The organism is Sandaracinaceae bacterium, from assembly GCA_020633055.1.
GTDB lineage: Bacteria > Myxococcota_A > Polyangia > Polyangiales > Houyiibacteriaceae > JADJJE01.
The window spans coordinates 161928-177702 of sequence record JACKEJ010000015.1 but is presented as its reverse complement, the minus strand read 5'-3'; the positions used below and the strand labels follow the sequence as shown (position 1 = coordinate 177702).

The 15775-nt window shown below is 69.2% G+C and carries 17 protein-coding genes; 6 read left to right on the top strand and 11 right to left on the bottom strand.

The annotated features are described in order from the left end of the window. Positions 1 to 17: 17 nt before the first annotated feature. The 6 genes from H6726_30705 to H6726_30680 form a co-directional block, all read right to left on the bottom strand. Positions 18 to 1331 (bottom strand): hypothetical protein, encoded by a 1314-nt coding sequence (locus tag H6726_30705; GenBank protein ID MCB9662051.1) that lies wholly within the window; start codon positions 1329 to 1331, stop codon positions 18 to 20. 379 nt (positions 1332 to 1710) lie between these two features. Beyond that, positions 1711 to 3399 (bottom strand): IS66 family transposase, encoded by a 1689-nt coding sequence (locus H6726_30700; protein MCB9662050.1) that lies wholly within the window; start codon positions 3397 to 3399, stop codon positions 1711 to 1713. A gap of 62 nt (positions 3400 to 3461) precedes the next feature. Further along, on the bottom strand, positions 3462 to 3803 hold the full coding sequence (tnpB, locus tag H6726_30695; GenBank protein ID MCB9662049.1) for an IS66 family insertion sequence element accessory protein TnpB: 342 nt from the start codon (positions 3801 to 3803) through the stop codon (positions 3462 to 3464). A gap of 14 nt (positions 3804 to 3817) precedes the next feature. After that, on the bottom strand, positions 3818 to 4228 hold the full coding sequence (locus H6726_30690) for a transposase (protein ID MCB9662048.1): 411 nt from the start codon (positions 4226 to 4228) through the stop codon (positions 3818 to 3820). A gap of 741 nt (positions 4229 to 4969) precedes the next feature. After that, positions 4970 to 5746 carry a DUF1963 domain-containing protein gene (locus H6726_30685; protein MCB9662047.1) on the bottom strand — a complete coding sequence of 259 codons (777 nt, stop codon included), beginning with the start codon at positions 5744 to 5746 and terminating at the stop codon, positions 4970 to 4972. Between the two features lie 90 nt (positions 5747 to 5836). Next, positions 5837 to 6241 carry a hypothetical protein gene (locus tag H6726_30680; protein ID MCB9662046.1) on the bottom strand — a complete coding sequence of 135 codons (405 nt, stop codon included), beginning with the start codon at positions 6239 to 6241 and terminating at the stop codon, positions 5837 to 5839. Positions 6242 to 6313: 72 nt separating this feature from the next. Here H6726_30680 and H6726_30675 point away from each other — a divergent pair, with 72 nt between their 5' ends. The 5 genes from H6726_30675 (at position 6314) to H6726_30655 (ending at position 11155) form a co-directional block, all read left to right on the top strand. After that, entirely contained in the window at positions 6314 to 6625 is a 312-nt protein-coding gene (locus tag H6726_30675) for a hypothetical protein (protein MCB9662045.1), read from the top strand. Positions 6626 to 6845: 220 nt separating this feature from the next. Further along, positions 6846 to 8204 (top strand): hypothetical protein, encoded by a 1359-nt coding sequence (locus H6726_30670; protein MCB9662044.1) that lies wholly within the window; start codon positions 6846 to 6848, stop codon positions 8202 to 8204. 67 nt (positions 8205 to 8271) lie between these two features. Continuing rightward, entirely contained in the window at positions 8272 to 9261 is a 990-nt protein-coding gene (locus H6726_30665) for a hypothetical protein (GenBank protein ID MCB9662043.1), read from the top strand. A 33-nt stretch (positions 9262 to 9294) separates the two neighbouring features. Continuing rightward, complete coding sequence (locus H6726_30660; protein MCB9662042.1) at positions 9295 to 9672, top strand: helix-turn-helix domain-containing protein; 378 nt, start codon at positions 9295 to 9297, stop codon at positions 9670 to 9672. A gap of 367 nt (positions 9673 to 10039) precedes the next feature. After that, complete coding sequence (locus H6726_30655; protein ID MCB9662041.1) at positions 10040 to 11155, top strand: hypothetical protein; 1116 nt, start codon at positions 10040 to 10042, stop codon at positions 11153 to 11155. Positions 11156 to 11213: 58 nt separating this feature from the next. On the opposite strand, the gene H6726_30650 is transcribed toward H6726_30655, so the two are convergent. Together H6726_30650 and H6726_30645 are read right to left on the bottom strand one after the other, a co-directional pair. Further along, positions 11214 to 12071 carry a hypothetical protein gene (locus H6726_30650; protein ID MCB9662040.1) on the bottom strand — a complete coding sequence of 286 codons (858 nt, stop codon included), beginning with the start codon at positions 12069 to 12071 and terminating at the stop codon, positions 11214 to 11216. 195 nt (positions 12072 to 12266) lie between these two features. Further along, positions 12267 to 12800, bottom strand: a complete 534-nt coding sequence (locus H6726_30645; GenBank protein MCB9662039.1) for an ATP-binding protein — start codon at positions 12798 to 12800, stop codon at positions 12267 to 12269. Between the two features lie 299 nt (positions 12801 to 13099). Between H6726_30645 and H6726_30640 the strand changes: the two genes are divergently transcribed. Further along, positions 13100 to 13831, top strand: coding sequence for a hypothetical protein (locus H6726_30640; protein ID MCB9662038.1), 732 nt, complete (start codon positions 13100 to 13102; stop codon positions 13829 to 13831). Between the two features lie 37 nt (positions 13832 to 13868). Here the strand turns inward: H6726_30640 and lepB are convergent, their stop codons facing one another. From lepB to H6726_30625, 3 genes are all read right to left on the bottom strand, one after another. Further along, the gene (gene lepB / locus H6726_30635) at positions 13869 to 14459 is read right to left on the bottom strand and encodes a signal peptidase I (protein ID MCB9662037.1); all 591 of its coding nucleotides are present in this window, start codon (positions 14457 to 14459) and stop codon (positions 13869 to 13871) included. Next, a complete protein-coding gene (locus H6726_30630) occupies positions 14441 to 14608 on the bottom strand; it encodes a hypothetical protein (protein MCB9662036.1) in 168 nt (55 codons plus the stop codon). The genes lepB and H6726_30630 overlap by 19 nt, the downstream gene beginning before the upstream one ends. A gap of 143 nt (positions 14609 to 14751) precedes the next feature. Further along, positions 14752 to 15756 (bottom strand): hypothetical protein, encoded by a 1005-nt coding sequence (locus H6726_30625; GenBank protein MCB9662035.1) that lies wholly within the window; start codon positions 15754 to 15756, stop codon positions 14752 to 14754. Between the last annotated feature and the right edge of the window lie 19 nt (positions 15757 to 15775).

Sequence of the window (15775 nt, the reverse complement as noted above, 5' to 3'; positions counted from 1 at the left end):
GGTGTACTGGGCGGGGGTCAGGGGACGCGGAGCCGCATGACGAATGCGTCCCATCCGCCGGACGACTGCTGCCCCGGCAGCGTGAGTTGCACGCCCCCCGCGACAATGACGCGTCCGTCGGTGCCAACGCGAGTGACCGGAAGGTCGTTCCACGCCGTGCCGAACTGCTGGTTCCACAAGGCGGCTCCATCCGAATCGAAGGCACTGACGAACGCGTCACCCGACCCAATGGGCGTCTGTCCCGGTAGAGCACCCGTAGTATTGCCGGCAACGACGATCCGCCCCGTCTGCAAGTCGACGTCGACCGACGTGTTCGTCTCCCCACCGGATGTCCCAAACTGACGGTTCCAGAGCAGCGTCCCATCCGGGTCGTACTTCAACAGAGCGGCGTCCCGGGATCCCAATGAAGTCTCTCCGGGTAGAGCGCCGCCCGTCTCGGCGCAGACGATGACGTTGTCGTTTGCGTCCACCGCGACGCCAGTTCCGTTGTCGACGCCCGTGGTTCCAAGCTGTCGCGTCCAGGCTTCGGCGCCATCCGCATCGTACCTGCGGAGGAAGAGGTCGCTGGCGCCGGCGAACGACTGCCCAGGAAGTGTCCCGGCGACGAAGCCAGTCACCAGGATCCCCCCGTTGGCGCTCACAGCGACCTCTGTCGCGATGTCGCGGCCGTCCGAGCCGAACTGCCTTGTCCAGAGCAAGGCACCGGTGGAGTCGTACTTTCGAACGAAGGCGTCCGTATTCCCCAGGTGGGTCTGACCCGACAGGGCGCCCGACACACCGCCTACGACGATCACGTTGCCGTCGGCATCGAACCGCACACCGACGGCTTGGTCGCTCCCGTTGGATCCGAACTGGCGCATCCACGATGTGTCGCCATTCGAGTCGAAGAGCATGAGGAAAGCATCGTCGCCACCAGCAGCGGTCTGCCCGGGAAGCGCCACGGTCGTGTAGCCCGCGACGATGACACGACCGTCGCTGCTCACATCGATGGCGTACCCAAAGTCTTGACCGAAGCTTGCCAGCTGTCGGGTCCATAGTACCGAACCGTCGGGGTCGCGCTTCTGAACGAACAGGTCGAAGGTCCTCGTGTAGACCTGAAAGGGAAACGCTCCGGTGGTTTCGCCAGCGAGGGCCACGCTGCCGTCTGACCCCAATGCGAGCGCGCGGACGATCTCGTCCCGCACGGTCCCGAACTGATACACCCACTCAGGACCATGCCCACAGACGCGGTCGCTCGTCGTGGTGCCCGGAGTGACCTCGACGAACCCCACGAGGCACGGCGTCCACGGCACACATTGCTCGACGTTCTGCGAGACGCTGAAGCCGTCCACACATTCCCCGCAAGTCCGGTTCGTGACCGCGTTGCCATGGTCCAACACACTCGTCCCGGGGTCGCAGTCGCTGCGTTCGACGCACGGTGTCGCGGGATCCATGTCGTGATCCCACGTCGCATCGCCACCTCCACACGCCACCGCAGGATCGTGGTCACCAGCACAGTACTGGCCTGGCTGACAGTCGACGCACGTGGGGCCGGACTCCGCCGACGCTGGCTCGGTCTCGATGGTGCCTGCTGGGCAGGCGTCAGCATCGAGGCACTCCGCTCGATTCGGGCCGCTCGTGTAGGGTATCCCCTCCGTCAGCGACGTCCGAATGGGGCGCCCGCTCGGTTGACAGGGCGCTGATGTCGTGACCGGGCGCAGTCGCCCGGCGCTACGCGGCGAGATCTTCGGGGACGTCCTGCTTGGCAGCACGCAACCGCTGCGCGAAGGCGTCGGGCATCATGGCGTCGAGATCTTTGTCGCCGCGGAGGAGGCGCGTGAGCGCGTCTCGGAGATAGGCGCGGGGCGAGATGCCGAGCTTGCGGCAAGTGATGATCAGGGTCAGCGCGTTGGCCATGCGGCGCGCGCTCTCGTCGTCGCCGCAGAAGTACCAGGTCTTGCGGTTGAGCACGTGGGTTCTGAGGTCGCGCTCGACCTCGTTGTTGGTCAGCTCGAGGAGGGGGTCGTCGAGGAAGCGCATGAGGCGGTCCCACTGCCGATGGAGATAGCCGAGCGCCTTGCCGAGTTCGGAGCGAGGCTCGACGAGGGGTCGTTGTCGGTCGACCCATGCTCTGAGTTCGAGCGAAGCCGGTCGACTCTCGGCTTGTCGTCGCTCGTGGCGTTTGGCGAAGGACTCGCCCGCGCGTTTGGACTCGGCGTCGATGTGGAAGAGCGTGCCGTAGAGGGCGATGCCTTCGGCCGCGCGGAGGTCCCCGCCCCGCAGCGCGGCGACGAGGCCGCGGCGGCCATGAGCGTTGCAGCCCGCGCGTATGGCGCCCTCACGCTCGAGGCAGTTCATGGTGGGGGAGGCGTCGCAGGTCAGGCGCACGTTCGCGAAGACCACGTCCTTGAACGCGTTCATCAACGCCTCCGCGTCGGCCTTCGGCGCATAGCGAAAGAGCGCGTACTCATGGTCGCCCGTGAGCAACCAGAGGGATGCGTGGCGGATGCCGAGCGGGTGTGCGGGGTCGAGCACCCGCGTACTGGTCGCGTCGAGCGCGAGGTCGGTGGAGCGGCCTACACGCCGTGCGATCTCGTCGACGATGGGGTCGAGGAGGTCCACCAGCCGGCTGACGTTTCGCGCGAGCGTGTTCGCACGCAGCGGCACCCCCTGCTCGTCGGCTCGCCGCTCCATCCGCTCGTACGACACCGCCTCGCCGTAGTGCTCGACCATGGCCTGCACGACGAGGTCGGGCCCGAGCAGGCCGCGCGGGACGATCATGTCCGGGCGCTCCGCGCTCACGATGTACTCCCGACACCCGGGGCACGAGACGGTCTCGATCAGGTCGCGTCGCACGATGAACCGCGCGGGCGAGAGCTCCAGCACCTCGCTCGCGCGAAACGCCACGCGCTCGGCCTCCACGTGGCAGTGCGGGCAGGTGCGCTCGGCGCCCGAGACCAGACACTCGTTCGGCACACGCTCGAGGTGCGCGGGCAGCTCACCGCGGCCGTGCTCGTCGCGCTTCTTGGGCCCGCGCTTCTTGGGCCTCAGCAGCTCGGCAGCCTTGGCTGCTGCGCTGTTCGGCGCGGCCGAGTTCTCGGCGCCGTCTGGCGCCCCGTCGCTCGCCCCCGCTTTGCTCGCCTCGTCGGCTTCGGCGGTGCCGTTCTCGTTCGCCGGCGCCATGGAGAAGAGCAGCTCCTGCTGCAGCCTCCGCGACGTCTCGGATGGTGGCTTCGCGCGTCGCCGCGCCATGTCGCGGCGGACGAGCTCGTGGTTGACGTCGCGCATGCGGGCGAGGAGGTGGATCACGGCGTCCACCATCGGCTCTACCGTGCCCGCCGCCACGGCCTCCACCATGAACTCTCGGACCTTCACGAGGTCCGGCGAGAGGGCGCTGGCGACGGGCGGCACTGTCGTCATCGAGCTTTAGAAACAAGGCTCGTCTGACAAAATTCCCGGCGCCGAGAATCCTCTGCGCTTTTTCAGCCACCAGCCGGCGTCGGCGACCAACGACGTCGCCGCGGCGCCGTCGACACGTCGATGCCCTCCAGCAGCAGGAGCAGCTCCGCGGCCTCCACCTCGACCGGGGCGTGGGGATCCTCCGCATAGCTCAGGCGGTACCGCCCCACCTCCAGACGCTTCGTCACCAGCACGTACCCGTCGCGGTCCCAATACAGCACCCGCACCCGGTCACGCCTCTTCGAGAAGAACACGAACATCGAGCCCGACAACGGGTCCGCACCGAACGCGTGCCGCACCACGTTCGAGAGCCCGTCGATACCCTTGCGCCCGTCCACAGGCACCGTCGCCAGGTAGAGCCGCACCCCCGGTGGCAGCGTCAGCAACGTGACGCCCCGGCGCGCAGGGCGTGCACCACGTCCGCCAGCCGCGCCACCGGGAGATCCTCCCGCACCACCACCGACACCCCAAGGTGCTCCACCCGCAGGGTGCCGATGCTCGTCGCCGACGCCGCCGGCGTCGCGACCCGCACGAACGGCACCGCCGTGCCCCGCGCCTGCGGCGGCTTCGGGGACGGTGTCGACAATGGCGGCGAGCTCGTGTCGACCTGCTGCTTCGACCACCGATGGAGCCGCTGCGCAGACACCCCCTCCTGCGCCGCGAACTCCTTCGCCGTCAGCCCAGACGCGCGCCACCGAGCGACCGCGTCCGCCCCATCCTCCGGCGTCCAACGCCGCCAGCCACCTCGCCCTGAACTACCTCGACCCTGCGAACCTGCTTGCTTTGACATCCGCTGAGGTCAGCCCACCCACAGCCCATCGTCCAGGTCCTTTCAGACGTCGATCACGGAGGGGATACCGTGTAGGTGCCGGGTGCGCATGTCGCGCAGACGCGGTCCGCGCTTCGGCTGCCGGGTACCGCGACGTACTCGCCGGCGACGCAATCCGTCCATTGGGCACAGGCCGCGGCGTTCGACGTGGAGGTGAAGGATCCCGACGCGCAACTTCCACACTCGCGGTCGTGGTCGACATCTCCCACGTTGGCTTCGAAGGACCCAGGGCCGCACGTTCTCCAAGGAGCGCACGCCGCTGCGTTGATGGAGTCGCTGAAGGTGCCGACCCCGCACGTTGCGCACGAACGATCCGTCACGTCGCTGCCGTCGTCGAGGACCGCAGTGCCGACAGGACAAGGGGACCAGGGGATGCACACAGTCGTAGAGTCCGAGTCGTGGTCCCACACGAAATCTTCTTCGCACGCATAGGGTTCGGGGCCCAGGTCGATAGGGCGCGGGTCGTCGGGGCCTAGGTCGTAGACGCCGATATCCCCGGGTCCAGGATCGCTGCCGCCTCCGCATCCGATCGCCAGCCAGACCATTGCCAGGGCAAGCTCCCGTCTCCCCAATGCATCGCGCCTCATGGTCGCGAGGTTAGCGAAGCGTCGTTCGAGTGTCGAGCCGGGTCGGGCGTTCGAGAGCATGGTCCCGCGGTCCTCGGAGGCAACCCGGAGTCTCATTGCCTTCGAAGGTCTCGCCTCAGCAGCAGGCCCATCCGAACGCCAGCTGGTCGCGGTGCTCCTCGCACACGCTCAGCTGGGCGCAGCCCGCGTCGCCCCACATCCATGCGAGGTTGTGCTCGCTGTCCACCTGGAACAGCACACGCATCGCCGCTCCGCAGAGCTTGCACTGCGGGTACTCCGGCCCTTGCACCCAGTAGGGCCAGCCGGCCAGCTTGTCGCCAGCGAGCGGGCGCTCGGCCAGCTCACAGGCGGTCTCCAGCTCGTCGACCATGGCCGTGGGCCACTCCTCCTGGTGGGGCAGGTCGTCCAGCTCGCGCCACGCGACGATGGCCTTCGCGGGGACGCTCGGTCCCGTGGTGGTCAGCTGTCCGGGGGCGTCCAGGTCCACGCGCCGGGCGCAATGCACGCGCGAGTAGGGGGCCCACCCGTCGGCCTCGAGCTCGCACTCGGAGAGGCAGTAGAACATCTGGAAGATGCCGGGCCCCGTCCAGGCAGACACCGCCGTGGGCAGCTCGGCCGAGTTGAGCTGAACCACCAGGTGCAGTGGCTGGCCACAGACACCGCAGGCGGGGTGGTCTTCGCCAGCGGGGATGAACGCGTGCCCACCGATGCGGCTCCCTCGCGGTTCGCCGGCACCGTCGATGGTCTCTGGCAACCACGCGGGCCTGCGTGGGAGGTGCTGGAGCTCGGCGGGCAGATCCTCCACCTCGGCGCGTTCGTTTGCGCGGGCCGTGGGAGTTGACGCCGGCGTGGGTGGGGTGTCCTTGCGCTTCCACCAGTCGAAGAGGCCCATGGCGAGCGTTCTACCACCGCGGAGCTGTACACCGGCAGTCCGTGCGAAGAACGTTGAGGGCTGAACCCCGTCGGGCGGGACGATGCCCGGCTAGCGCGACGATATCGAGTTCGCCACCCAGAGCCCGTCGACCAGGAGATAAATGGCGCGCTGGCCGCATCCCACAACCCCGATCTGCCTGTGGGCCACGGTGGTCACCGCCAGTGCGCTGGCGTCACACTCCATCTCAATGGCTGCGCGGCCTCGCACGTCCGAGGCGAGCACCCAATCGATCGGAATCGAGGGGTCGAGCTCGAGGTGCCAGTCTTCCACCTCACCACAGCCTTCGACGCGCGTCACATGCTCGAACGGCGTGGACCGCGTCGTCCGTTCGACCGGGCAGGTGGGGTGCATGTCGACGAAGGTATGCTGAATCCCAGAGTAGGGGCCGCACCCGGCGACCAAACCACAAGCCGCCCACACCAGCACGATTACCCTCTTCACGAGTCCTTGCATGGATCGAGGGCCTATCACACAGGCCAACCCGTCGTCCAGCGTGCACGCGTCGCGCCAGGGTAGGATCGAGGCATGTTCTCGCGCTCACCCGAGGTGCAAGCCGACGGACCGTTGGTGACGACCTATCGGGGACGGGTGCTCTTCTTCGGGGGTTCGTTCAGCAGCCTGCACGACGACATCGACGAGTGGCTGGCGAAGTTCGAGGCACTCCTGCGCCAACTCTCCTGGGAGCATGCAAGCGTCCAGGTCATCACGGAGTGGGTTGGTCACTATCACTACCACTGGGAACCCCGCGCCGGCGCGGACGTAGCGAGCGAATGCGTCCAGGTGTGGGACCGGCGCGACGTGCGCCTGCACGCGCTCGACCCCGCGGCGCCCACGTGATGCCGCGGAGCTGAACTCAATCAAGCTGTCCCTCCCGAGAACTCGGAGGGCTGAACCCGGTCGGGCGGACGATGCCCGCGCGCGTGGTAGAAGGAGCTTCGCGCAGAGCACCGTAGCTTGGCCACCGACCGACCCCACCCACAACCCGCCCGTGAGATCGCTCCGGGTAGTCGTGCCGGCGCCCTGACCGTGGTCGTCGCCTCGGTGATAGGCTGGGCGGATGGTCAACGTCGTCGGGAGGGTCGTGGACGCGCTCTTGGTTCTGGCGTGGGTGGGTAGCGGCGTCGCGGTGTGGCGGCTCGCGTTCGCGAAGGTGGGACATCGAACTCCCCCCCAAGCGGCGTTCGGGTGGTGGATGTACCTGGTGGCGGCGTCCGGCGTGCACGGCGCGCTCTGGGTCGCCCTGGGTCTGCGCACGGGGTGGTGGCCGGTGACCGCCATCGGGGGCGCCGTCGGCGTCGTGGTCGTCTCTCAGGCGGTGTGGATTGCCTACCTCTTGTTGGCGCACCGCTTGCGTCCCTTCGCGGAACGCGCACGGAACGAGCGAGCCAGCGCCAAGGCGCGGCGGGACCGTCAGGCGAAGCTCTGCCTGTCGCACGCCAGTGAGCACTACATGGTGCCCATCCGCCAAGGTCGCAGGGGCGTCGACGCCGATGCAGGCACCGCCGACGCGCCGCTGGCGTTGGCCATCGCCGCCGGGGACGTCCAGAGCCTGGCGGAGCTCCTCGACCTCGGCGCCGCCACGGAGCCCCCAGAGGGGGGGCTCCACCCCCTAGCGTGTATCAACACCAGGGTCGACGTGGCGCTCATCGAGCGATGGAGGGCGTCCGGAGGGTCCGTGCCATCGACGGCGCTCGAGGCCTATCTGCGCATCCGAGGGTCGCGGCCCGCCGTCGTGGCCGCCCTCCTCGACGCCAACGACCGCGTCACCGACGACGCGCTCTTGTATGCCGTGCGGTATGACGAGCCGTGGTGCGTCCGCGCGGTGCTCGGAGGGGCCGTCGAGACGCCGCTCGCGGACTGGGACGGCCGCTTGCTCGAGTCCGCCGCTGCCCACTGGGCGTACCCTCTGGAGAAGGTCACGATGCTCGTTCGAGCCGGTGCCCGACGGGGAATGCCCGAGGCGCTCATCGCTCTCCTCCGCAGCGACCGGCCCGAGGCGTCTGACGGCGTGAGGTTCCTCTTGGACCAGGGCTGCCGCTTGACCGAGGAGCAACTCGCGACCGTCGGCTCTCAGCTCCATGGCGACCAGGCGACCCCGGCGCTGATCTCTGTCATCGAGACGGCGCACGCGGTCCCGGACTCGCTGCTGGGTCACTACGTCATGAGGGCCGATGCCGGGTCCCCGGGTGTCGTCGCGGCGATCCTCGCTCGAAACGCGCGGGTCACCAACGACGCGCTGCAGAGGGCGATGAGGCGCTCGTCCGTCGAGGTCGTCGAGCTGCTCCTGACGGGGGACCTCGACACCGACCTCGCGGAGTGCGGTGGCGAGCTGCTGATGACCGCGCGGGACGGCGCTCGCGCCGACGAGCTCGTCGCGCTTCTGGTGGCGCGAGGCGTCGACGACGCACCTGGTTGACGGAGGCGGGTGGATGGACGACCGGGGTCTTGAGACCAAGACCGGAACGCGCCATCCTCACCCCCGCATGGTCACGCCCATCGTCCGTAGGTTCGTTTACCGCGAGGGCGGCACGGAGGACGCCATCGAGGTCGTCGGTCCCCACCTACGAACCCTCCGTAGCGGCGCCAAGTCCGTGTGGGACGACCACGCGATGGCCATCAAGGAGGCGGAGAAGCGCGCCCGAAAGCTGAAGAAAACGGGCTGGGTCGAGATCGAAGGCGGCACGCCCTGGCGGGTCTGGGACCCCTCCGCGAACGTGCTCGCGGTCCTCGCGGCCAACCAGGGCAAGGCCTCGACGTACGAGTTCTCCGTCGGCGTCGCGCCCTGTCACCGTTGGACCGAGCTTGTCAACGTGATGGAGTGGCACCTCGTCTGTTCCGACGCGGGGACACGGGCCGTCGAGCTGCGCATCAAGGTCCCCAACGGCTGGTCCCACGACGGCTCGGCCATCAAGCCCATCGACCCAGGGGTACGCGCGCAGGTGCTCGGCGCGCTGATCGAGGCCCGCGACGAGGTGCTCGCCGTCGAGGGCGTGCGCGGGTTCCCGATCGAGCCCATCCCGCGAGGTGACGGACAGCTGGGCTTCGACACCGTGTGGGTGCTCGGGCCGCTCCACAACCTGCAGGTTCAGCCCAGCATCGAGCGCAGCGTCAGCCTCGCGTTCCCGGGTTGGAGCTGCGAGTTCGGCGACCAAGACGGCGTAGCGGTCGCCATGGCCCGGTGTGACGGTCTGCGCTTCACGCGCTGGGACCGTGTCCCTTTTCCAGCCTACCGTGCGCGCTTCGATTGTCGCCCAGGGGCCAAGAGCGACAAGAGGTTGCTCGTGTACAACCACAGCCCGCTCAACCTGCTCGCGGCGCTGGCCAAGGCCAACCCCGGCGGCTTCGTCGAGATCGAGAACTGCCAGGGCGAGACCGCGCGGTTCGAGGTCGCTGGTGGCTCGCTGACGGGCTTCGCCACCGGCTCCCCCGGTGACGTTGCCGAGGCAGTCGACCGCTTCTTGCGGCAGGGCTGACAGCGGGGGCTCCGGCCTCGACACGCGTGCGCCGTGCATACGCGGGCCGCCCCCGCGTGTCGCCTCGTTGGTCCACAGGGCGAGAGCGTCGCCATACCCGACGCGGTGTTCCATGTGCCCACGCGCGTGGTCGAGGTGCTCGCGCGTGGCGACTCGGTGGCCGTGGTGCCCATGGGTCGCGAGCTGACCACCCAGCAGGCGGCGGACCTGCTCAACGTGTCCCGTCAGTACTTGGTGCGCCTGCTCGACGAGGGTCGCATCGCCTGCCGCAAGACGGGGAAGCATCGGCGGTTGCGGGTGGAGGACGTGCTGGCGTTTAAGACGCAGCGCGACAAGAACCGCCGCGCTGGCCTCCGCGAGCTGTCGCAGCTGACGCAGGACTTCGGGGGGTACGACGCCGAGGGAACGTAGCCGCAGGCGGTCTCTAGCCTCATGGCATCCGCTCCCATCGTGGTGGTCCACGCCAACGTGCTGTTTCCCCTCACGCTCCGCGACACCATCCTCCCGCATGAGCCGTCGCCGCTGGAATAGTCCTGCGCGCACTGGAGTACGCTCCTTCCTCGCTCGTCAACCCGCTCCCATGCACTGGCCTCGTCACCTCTGGCGCCTACCGGTCTACCCGCTCCTCGCGCTCACCGTCGCGTGCGGGTCCAGCGCGCCTGTCGTCCAACCTTCCGTGCCGCTCGCGGCGACTCCCGAGCCCCTCGCGTCGCCAGAGCCAACGGAGCCACTAGCGAGCCCTCGCGGGCTCCGGGCTGGCCAGCGGGTGGGCTGCTTTGTGATCGCGCCCGAGTTCCGCCTTGTGGGTGAGCTCCCGGCTGAGCCGGGGGATGCGCTCGACGACGTGTGGGAGCGCACGCGTGAAGCCCTCACGGCGACGGCGCAGCTGCTGTGTGCGCCCGAGCCCGGGGTCACCTGCGACGATGCCACGCCCGCCGCGGGGTGTGTGCCTGCGTGGGCTGTGCCCGAGAGCGTGCTCTCCGTGACGTGGACCGGGCCGAGCGCGGAGCTGGTGTTCCAGGTGGCGACGCCGGGAGGGCCCGTGACCGCCGAGCTGTCCGTCGACGCGGAGGGACCCGTGCTGGGCTGGGACGTGCGCAACTACATCGGCGAGGTGGCCGTCACGCGCATCGCGAGGTGGCTCGAGCACGCCGGTGGCGACGTCACCGGGCTGGTGCATCCCCCCGGCTCGGCGGACATTCACGTGAGGGGCGTCGAGCCCCCTCGGAGTGCCCCTGTCGCGCCGGACCCGGCGCTCGCGTGGGATGCGCTGATGGTGACCACGGTGGACGCCGCCGACGGGACCAGCTTGGTGTCCGTGCTTGCCAGCGACTGGCAGGACGACAGCGCCGGAGCCGCGAGCGCGTGCCTCCGTGAAGCCGGCACCTGGACGTGCACACCACGTCGCGCCCTCAGGGGCGCTGGGCTGGGCATGGCCGTGCCCATGCGCTTGCTCGGGCAGAACGACTTCGGCGCTTGGATCACCGAGTGGCGCTGGGACGAACGTGGCACATACGCGGACGTGGTCTACGCGAGCGAGGTGGTGCTCGTCGCCCTCGGTCGGCACCGCGGCCTCGTCGCACACCGCATCGCCCGTGTGGGCGTGGGAGCGCGCTGGCGCGAGCTCGGCGTGCGCGGCGACCAAGTGGAGCACCACGAGCGCGCGCACCTGATGGCGACGCTACGCGGCGACGCCTGCATTCGACTCGAGTGGGGGGTGCGCGAGCGCACCGTGCATCTCCTGCAACCCGGTGGGCCGCCAGCGCCCGGCTACCGCCGCGAAGCGATCCGCGAGCTGGACGCCGCCGCCAGCATTGGCGCTGCTCCGGGCGTGTTCTTGATCCCGCAGACCGAGGGGGCCGGGTGGGTGACTTGCCCGGCGGGGTATCGCTGACACCCAGCTCTCGGACGGTAGGTCTCTACGCTTGTCGTCGAACGCGCGTGCGTCGATGTCACGGCAGGGGCCCCACCGAGACGTCGCTGGCGTCCACCACCCCGGTGAGCAGCACGCCCCGTCCTCGCCGCAGTTCGATGGTGACGCGACCGTTTGGCTGCCGAGCACCCGGCAGAACGGGTAGGGCCCTAGTCGTGACGACCGCGACGCCAGGCCGTAGCTGGATTTCGGTGCCTTCACGGATGTGCGGCACGACCGGCGGTGGCCCGCTCGTGTGGGGGCCGAGGGCACCGATGGCCCACGTTTCCGGATCTCGCGCCAACACCGCCTCCGTCCACCCGTAGACGTACGGGCCGTCTCCGACGCGGACGGCGGTGTGCTTGCCTTCGCGGCGGACCACTGCAAGCGGCGTCCCATCCATCAGGTTGAACGTCTGGAACGGAACGCCGCCCGGTTCAGCGCTCAGTGAGAGTTGGCCGGTGACGATGGCTCGGCTCAGCCTCGGGAGGCGGTCCGGCACAGCTGGCCACTCTGCGCCCAGCTGCGCGGTCGGGATGTCGCCTTCGTACACCCCCAGCTCCTGGAGACGATCGGACATCCCCCTCAGCTCCATGATCTTCACCCGCGCGCGCACGCGTGTCGTTCCCTCGGTCGCGCCAGGCCCTGCGACGATGAACGAGTCCCCCGCATCGAAGGAAATTGGAACGCCTACGAGCGAGCCGCGCGCCAGCGCGACGACGTGGCAATCGGTCTCGTCCATGTAGAGCGTGCCGCTGCGAATTGGACTGACCATGCGCACGGGGACGCGCCCGCGTGCGACAGGACCGACGATGGCGTACTGCGCAGACGCATTGATGGTGAAGATGGGGTCGACCCCAGTCGGCGACGCAAAGACGTTCCCGCGTTCAAGCGGCATGGCCCAACACGCGGGAGGCATCCACGGCGGCATCGCGCTCGCGACAGGGGCGGGGCGGCTCGCCTGCCCGTGTGATACCCACGGGACGAGCAGCGCAATACACATGACGAACGCCGAGAACCTGAGCCGCATGAACGCTCCCATCGATTCGCTTCTAGCATGACCCCCGACGGGCGCTCCAACCCAGCCTTTGCGCTAGTGGGAGGGCGCGCCCGCAGCATTCTCCTGGAGCCACGAGAGCACATGAGCCACGAGCTCGTCGATGGGCTCCAGGGTGTCCACGCGGAGGTGGGGCTCGACCCAGGTCGTGTACGTGCGTCGTCGGCGCTGGACGTCGTCCCATGTGGGCTCTCGGAGCACCGAAGCGACCGCGCGCTGTCGCGACTCGAGCCGTGCGCGGTGAATGCGGTCGTCGGGACACACGCACTCGACGACGCACAGGGGCGTTGCGTGGTGTCGCGCGACGTGACGCCATGTGTCCTTGCCCGCCTCCTCGGCGTTCACGGCGTCCACGATCGCTCCCTGCCCGAGAGACAGCTGAGAGTCGACCAGGGCTTGCGCCACCAGGTACGCCGCGAGGCCCGTCTCGAAGCCCTGGGAGAGCCCGGCGCGAAGCATCCCAGCTTCGATGGGATCGACCGAGAACAGCGGGAGCGAGAGTCGCCGCGCGAGCGCAGCCCCGAGCGTGCTCTTCCCCGTCGCGGGGAGGCCGGAGAGGACGATGAGCATGCGATGCAGCGTGCCATGGATCCGCTGATCGCGGCCTCTGCCCAGACCGGCATGGTGCCTGCTCGTGACACCCGGGTCGTCGCCACAGCGGATGGCTTTTCGTGCACCTGCCGTCCACGCGGGAATGCTGCTCGAGCGACGCTCGTTCGGCTCCGGCGCTGCCGCCAGCAGCACGGAGAGGAGCCGCCACGATGCACGAGGAACATCAACCGCTCGCCCAAACCGTCCCAGATCTCCTGGGTCGCGGCACCCAACGTCCGCGATGGACATGGGGCAGGCGACGGAGCGCGGCTCTGCGGGTGATCGCCGTCATGCTCCTGGCGTGTGGCTTAGTGCCTGGGAACAGCGCCGCGCGGCGCCCGCCGCGGCTGCCCGATGGCATCCCGACGCTTGCGCGGCTGGTGCGCGCCACATCGTCGGCGGCACCGGAGCTCGCCGAGCGGCTCGGGCGGGTGGACATCAGCTTGCCTCCTGGCGCGTCACCCGACGTGCGCGCCTTCGGGTACGGGTTTGGTGCGCTCCATCCCACCACGGGCCGGCCGGTGTGCGACCCCGAGACGACGGGCGTGGTCGCCGCGGGTCTGGCGGTGCATCGTCTGACGCCTCTGATCTTGGAGCGCATTGGCGAGCACGAGGCGGCAGCACAGGCACGGGCGCTCCCACCGTTCGAACACGGGTCCAGGGCGCCCGCGAGTGCACAGCTGTTCATGGCGCTCGCGCGGCGCGTGACGCCAGGGACCACGTCTGTCTCGCGCAACCAACTCCGGGCCACGCTGCGGGACTTGGGTTGGTCGCTGCGCAACTTGGGCCGCGCTCGTTCGGCGCCCGAGTCGCGCGTGCTCGAGAACGTGGCCGCGACGGCGGGCCTTGCCGTGCGCACTGACCCCGAGCGCGCCCCTGACGCCGTGATCGCGCTCGTGGCCGACGTTTCGGCCGCGGTCCGCGCCGCCGCCGCGGACGGGCGCGTCGCTGTTCAGCGCTGCGTGGGGGTGCGAGAGCGTGGCAACCCCATCGTGGAGCCGGACTCTTGACGTAATCCCGAGCGGGTGCTGATGGACAACGACACGGCTAGGGCGGCTCCGCTTCGCCCCACACCAGGCGCCCTTCGACACGCGACCAGGGAACGGTGCCGATGCTCGGATTGCGGCTGTCGTTCGACTGCGTGCGCATGTCTCCGACGACGTAGTAGGCCCCCGGAGGAACCACGACGGGACCAACGTTCGACAGGTCGGCGGCCGGGCCGTCGGTGCCGCGAGCCGCGAGCCAGCGATGGTCTCCGGCGGATTCGACCCAGCAGACCAACTCGGGTCCGAGCCACTCGGGCCCAGCAGGGCACGCAACGTCGCGTTCTGCGCCCAACGCACGCCCGTCGATGAAGACGCGGCCGTCACGCACTTCGACCGTATCACCCGGCAAGCCGACCACACGCTTGACCGCCGTGACGTCTTCGTGGGGGAGACGAAAGACCACGATGTCCCCGCGGCGCAGCGACGTGAACGGAGTGAGCGTAGTGAGGAAGCGCTGTTCGTACAGCGCGGGCCACATACTTGGCCCACTCGAGGTCCAGCTCTCGAGGAAGGCTGAGCAGCCCATGAACGCCGCCGCGACCGTGACGAGCAGGACCTGCGCAGCGCGCTTCTTCAGGATTCGTCGCGGCATGTCGCCTCGTCGGTGTCGCTCTCCACGCGGTTCATCGCCAGCTCGCGGCGGAGCGCGGTCAACTCGCGCCGCTGGTCGGCTGCCTGCTGAACGCTCCACCACTTGCCCAAGCCCATGAGCACTACCAGCACGACGACCAAGTAGATCACGGCGTGCACGGTAGTCCGAGCCGCCGCGCCGGACAATGCCGCGCGCGGACCACCCGCAGCGCTGCCGCTCGCGCCCGGATGCGGGCCATGATGGAGCTGCCCTTCACGACGAGCCGCTCACTCGCTGTCTCAACGCGGAGTCGTCAGAGCAAGTAGCCCAGGCGCAGGCTGGACACGAGCACGAAGCCGGACTGGTTCAGGAGCCGCCCGAGACCAACGGACGGCGACACCCACCAGCGCCCGTCCGCGCTGAGCAGGATCTCGGGCCCGATGCGCGCCAGCAGGGCAGGGAGCAAGCGCTCGCTGACGCTGTAGCGGTTGCCGTGCTGCACCCGCTCCGTGAAGGGCAAGCGTGTCACCCGAAACTCGGCCCCGAACCCAAGCACCACGATGGACCCCACCCACACGCGCAGCCCCACATCCAGGGCCCCGGTGAAGGCGCGCCCTGCCTCCGGGCGGCCATAGCATCCGAGCGAGTCCATGGTGACGCACGCTCGAAAGCGACCCTGTCCCACGGCGAAGGTCCCGTTGATCTGCACGCCCAGGCGCTGCGTGTAGAAGCGCTCCCAACCCACCTGCAGCGACGCGCCCGGCGTGCGGTACCAGACGCGGGAGTAGTCATCATCCCAATAGTCGCCATCGTCGGGTTCGTAGTCCTGGTTGGGCATGGACCAGAGCGCACCGTCCAGCGCCAGCGACAGACGCAAGTGATGCACGGCCCTCGGCAGGTAGCGCCGAATGCGACGCAGCTCGCCGTAGCACCGCTGCCACGCGCGATAGAGCTCGTCTTCCGCACGCAGCCACCCCTCTGTGCGTGCCTGCTGGGCCTCTAGCGCTTGGCCTTGCTCCATCGTGACCTGCACCTCGCCACGCCTCGCGGCAAGGAGCGCGATCCGGGCGTCACGATACGCGGCGCGCGCAACGCGCACGCGCTCATACACGGGAAGGCGCTGGGCCACGTGCCGCTCCAGCACCGCCTCCACGTTCGAGGCGTCGGCGCTGCACTCGAACGGGCCGTAGTCCTGCGCGTGGCCCGTGGCGGGAAACGCGAAGGCGACCGCGACGAGCGCGCCCTGGAGCGCCCACCATGCGGCGCGCGTGGAGACAGAGGGTTCGGCGCCAACTGTCCGTGACGTGTGTCCTTGCATGACCCCCTTCTGGCACGCG

Excerpts from the sequence above, each read along its gene's own strand:
- H6726_30700 (MCB9662050.1), bottom strand. The coding sequence starts at position 3,399 with ATGACGACAGTGCCGCCCGTCGCCAGCGCCCTCTCGCCGGACCTCGTG.
- H6726_30690 (MCB9662048.1), bottom strand. The coding sequence starts at position 4,228 with ATGTCAAAGCAAGCAGGTTCGCAGGGTCGAGGTAGTTCAGGGCGAGGT.
- H6726_30685 (MCB9662047.1), bottom strand. The coding sequence starts at position 5,746 with ATGGGCCTCTTCGACTGGTGGAAGCGCAAGGACACCCCACCCACGCCG.
- H6726_30680 (MCB9662046.1), bottom strand. The coding sequence starts at position 6,241 with ATGCAAGGACTCGTGAAGAGGGTAATCGTGCTGGTGTGGGCGGCTTGT.
- H6726_30675 (MCB9662045.1), top strand. The coding sequence starts at position 6,314 with ATGTTCTCGCGCTCACCCGAGGTGCAAGCCGACGGACCGTTGGTGACG.
- H6726_30670 (MCB9662044.1), top strand. The coding sequence starts at position 6,846 with ATGGTCAACGTCGTCGGGAGGGTCGTGGACGCGCTCTTGGTTCTGGCG.
- H6726_30665 (MCB9662043.1), top strand. The coding sequence starts at position 8,272 with ATGGTCACGCCCATCGTCCGTAGGTTCGTTTACCGCGAGGGCGGCACG.
- H6726_30650 (MCB9662040.1), bottom strand. The coding sequence starts at position 12,071 with ATGCCGCTTGAACGCGGGAACGTCTTTGCGTCGCCGACTGGGGTCGAC.
- H6726_30645 (MCB9662039.1), bottom strand. The coding sequence starts at position 12,800 with ATGCTCATCGTCCTCTCCGGCCTCCCCGCGACGGGGAAGAGCACGCTC.
- lepB (MCB9662037.1), bottom strand. The coding sequence starts at position 14,459 with ATGCCGCGACGAATCCTGAAGAAGCGCGCTGCGCAGGTCCTGCTCGTC.
- H6726_30625 (MCB9662035.1), bottom strand. The coding sequence starts at position 15,756 with ATGCAAGGACACACGTCACGGACAGTTGGCGCCGAACCCTCTGTCTCC.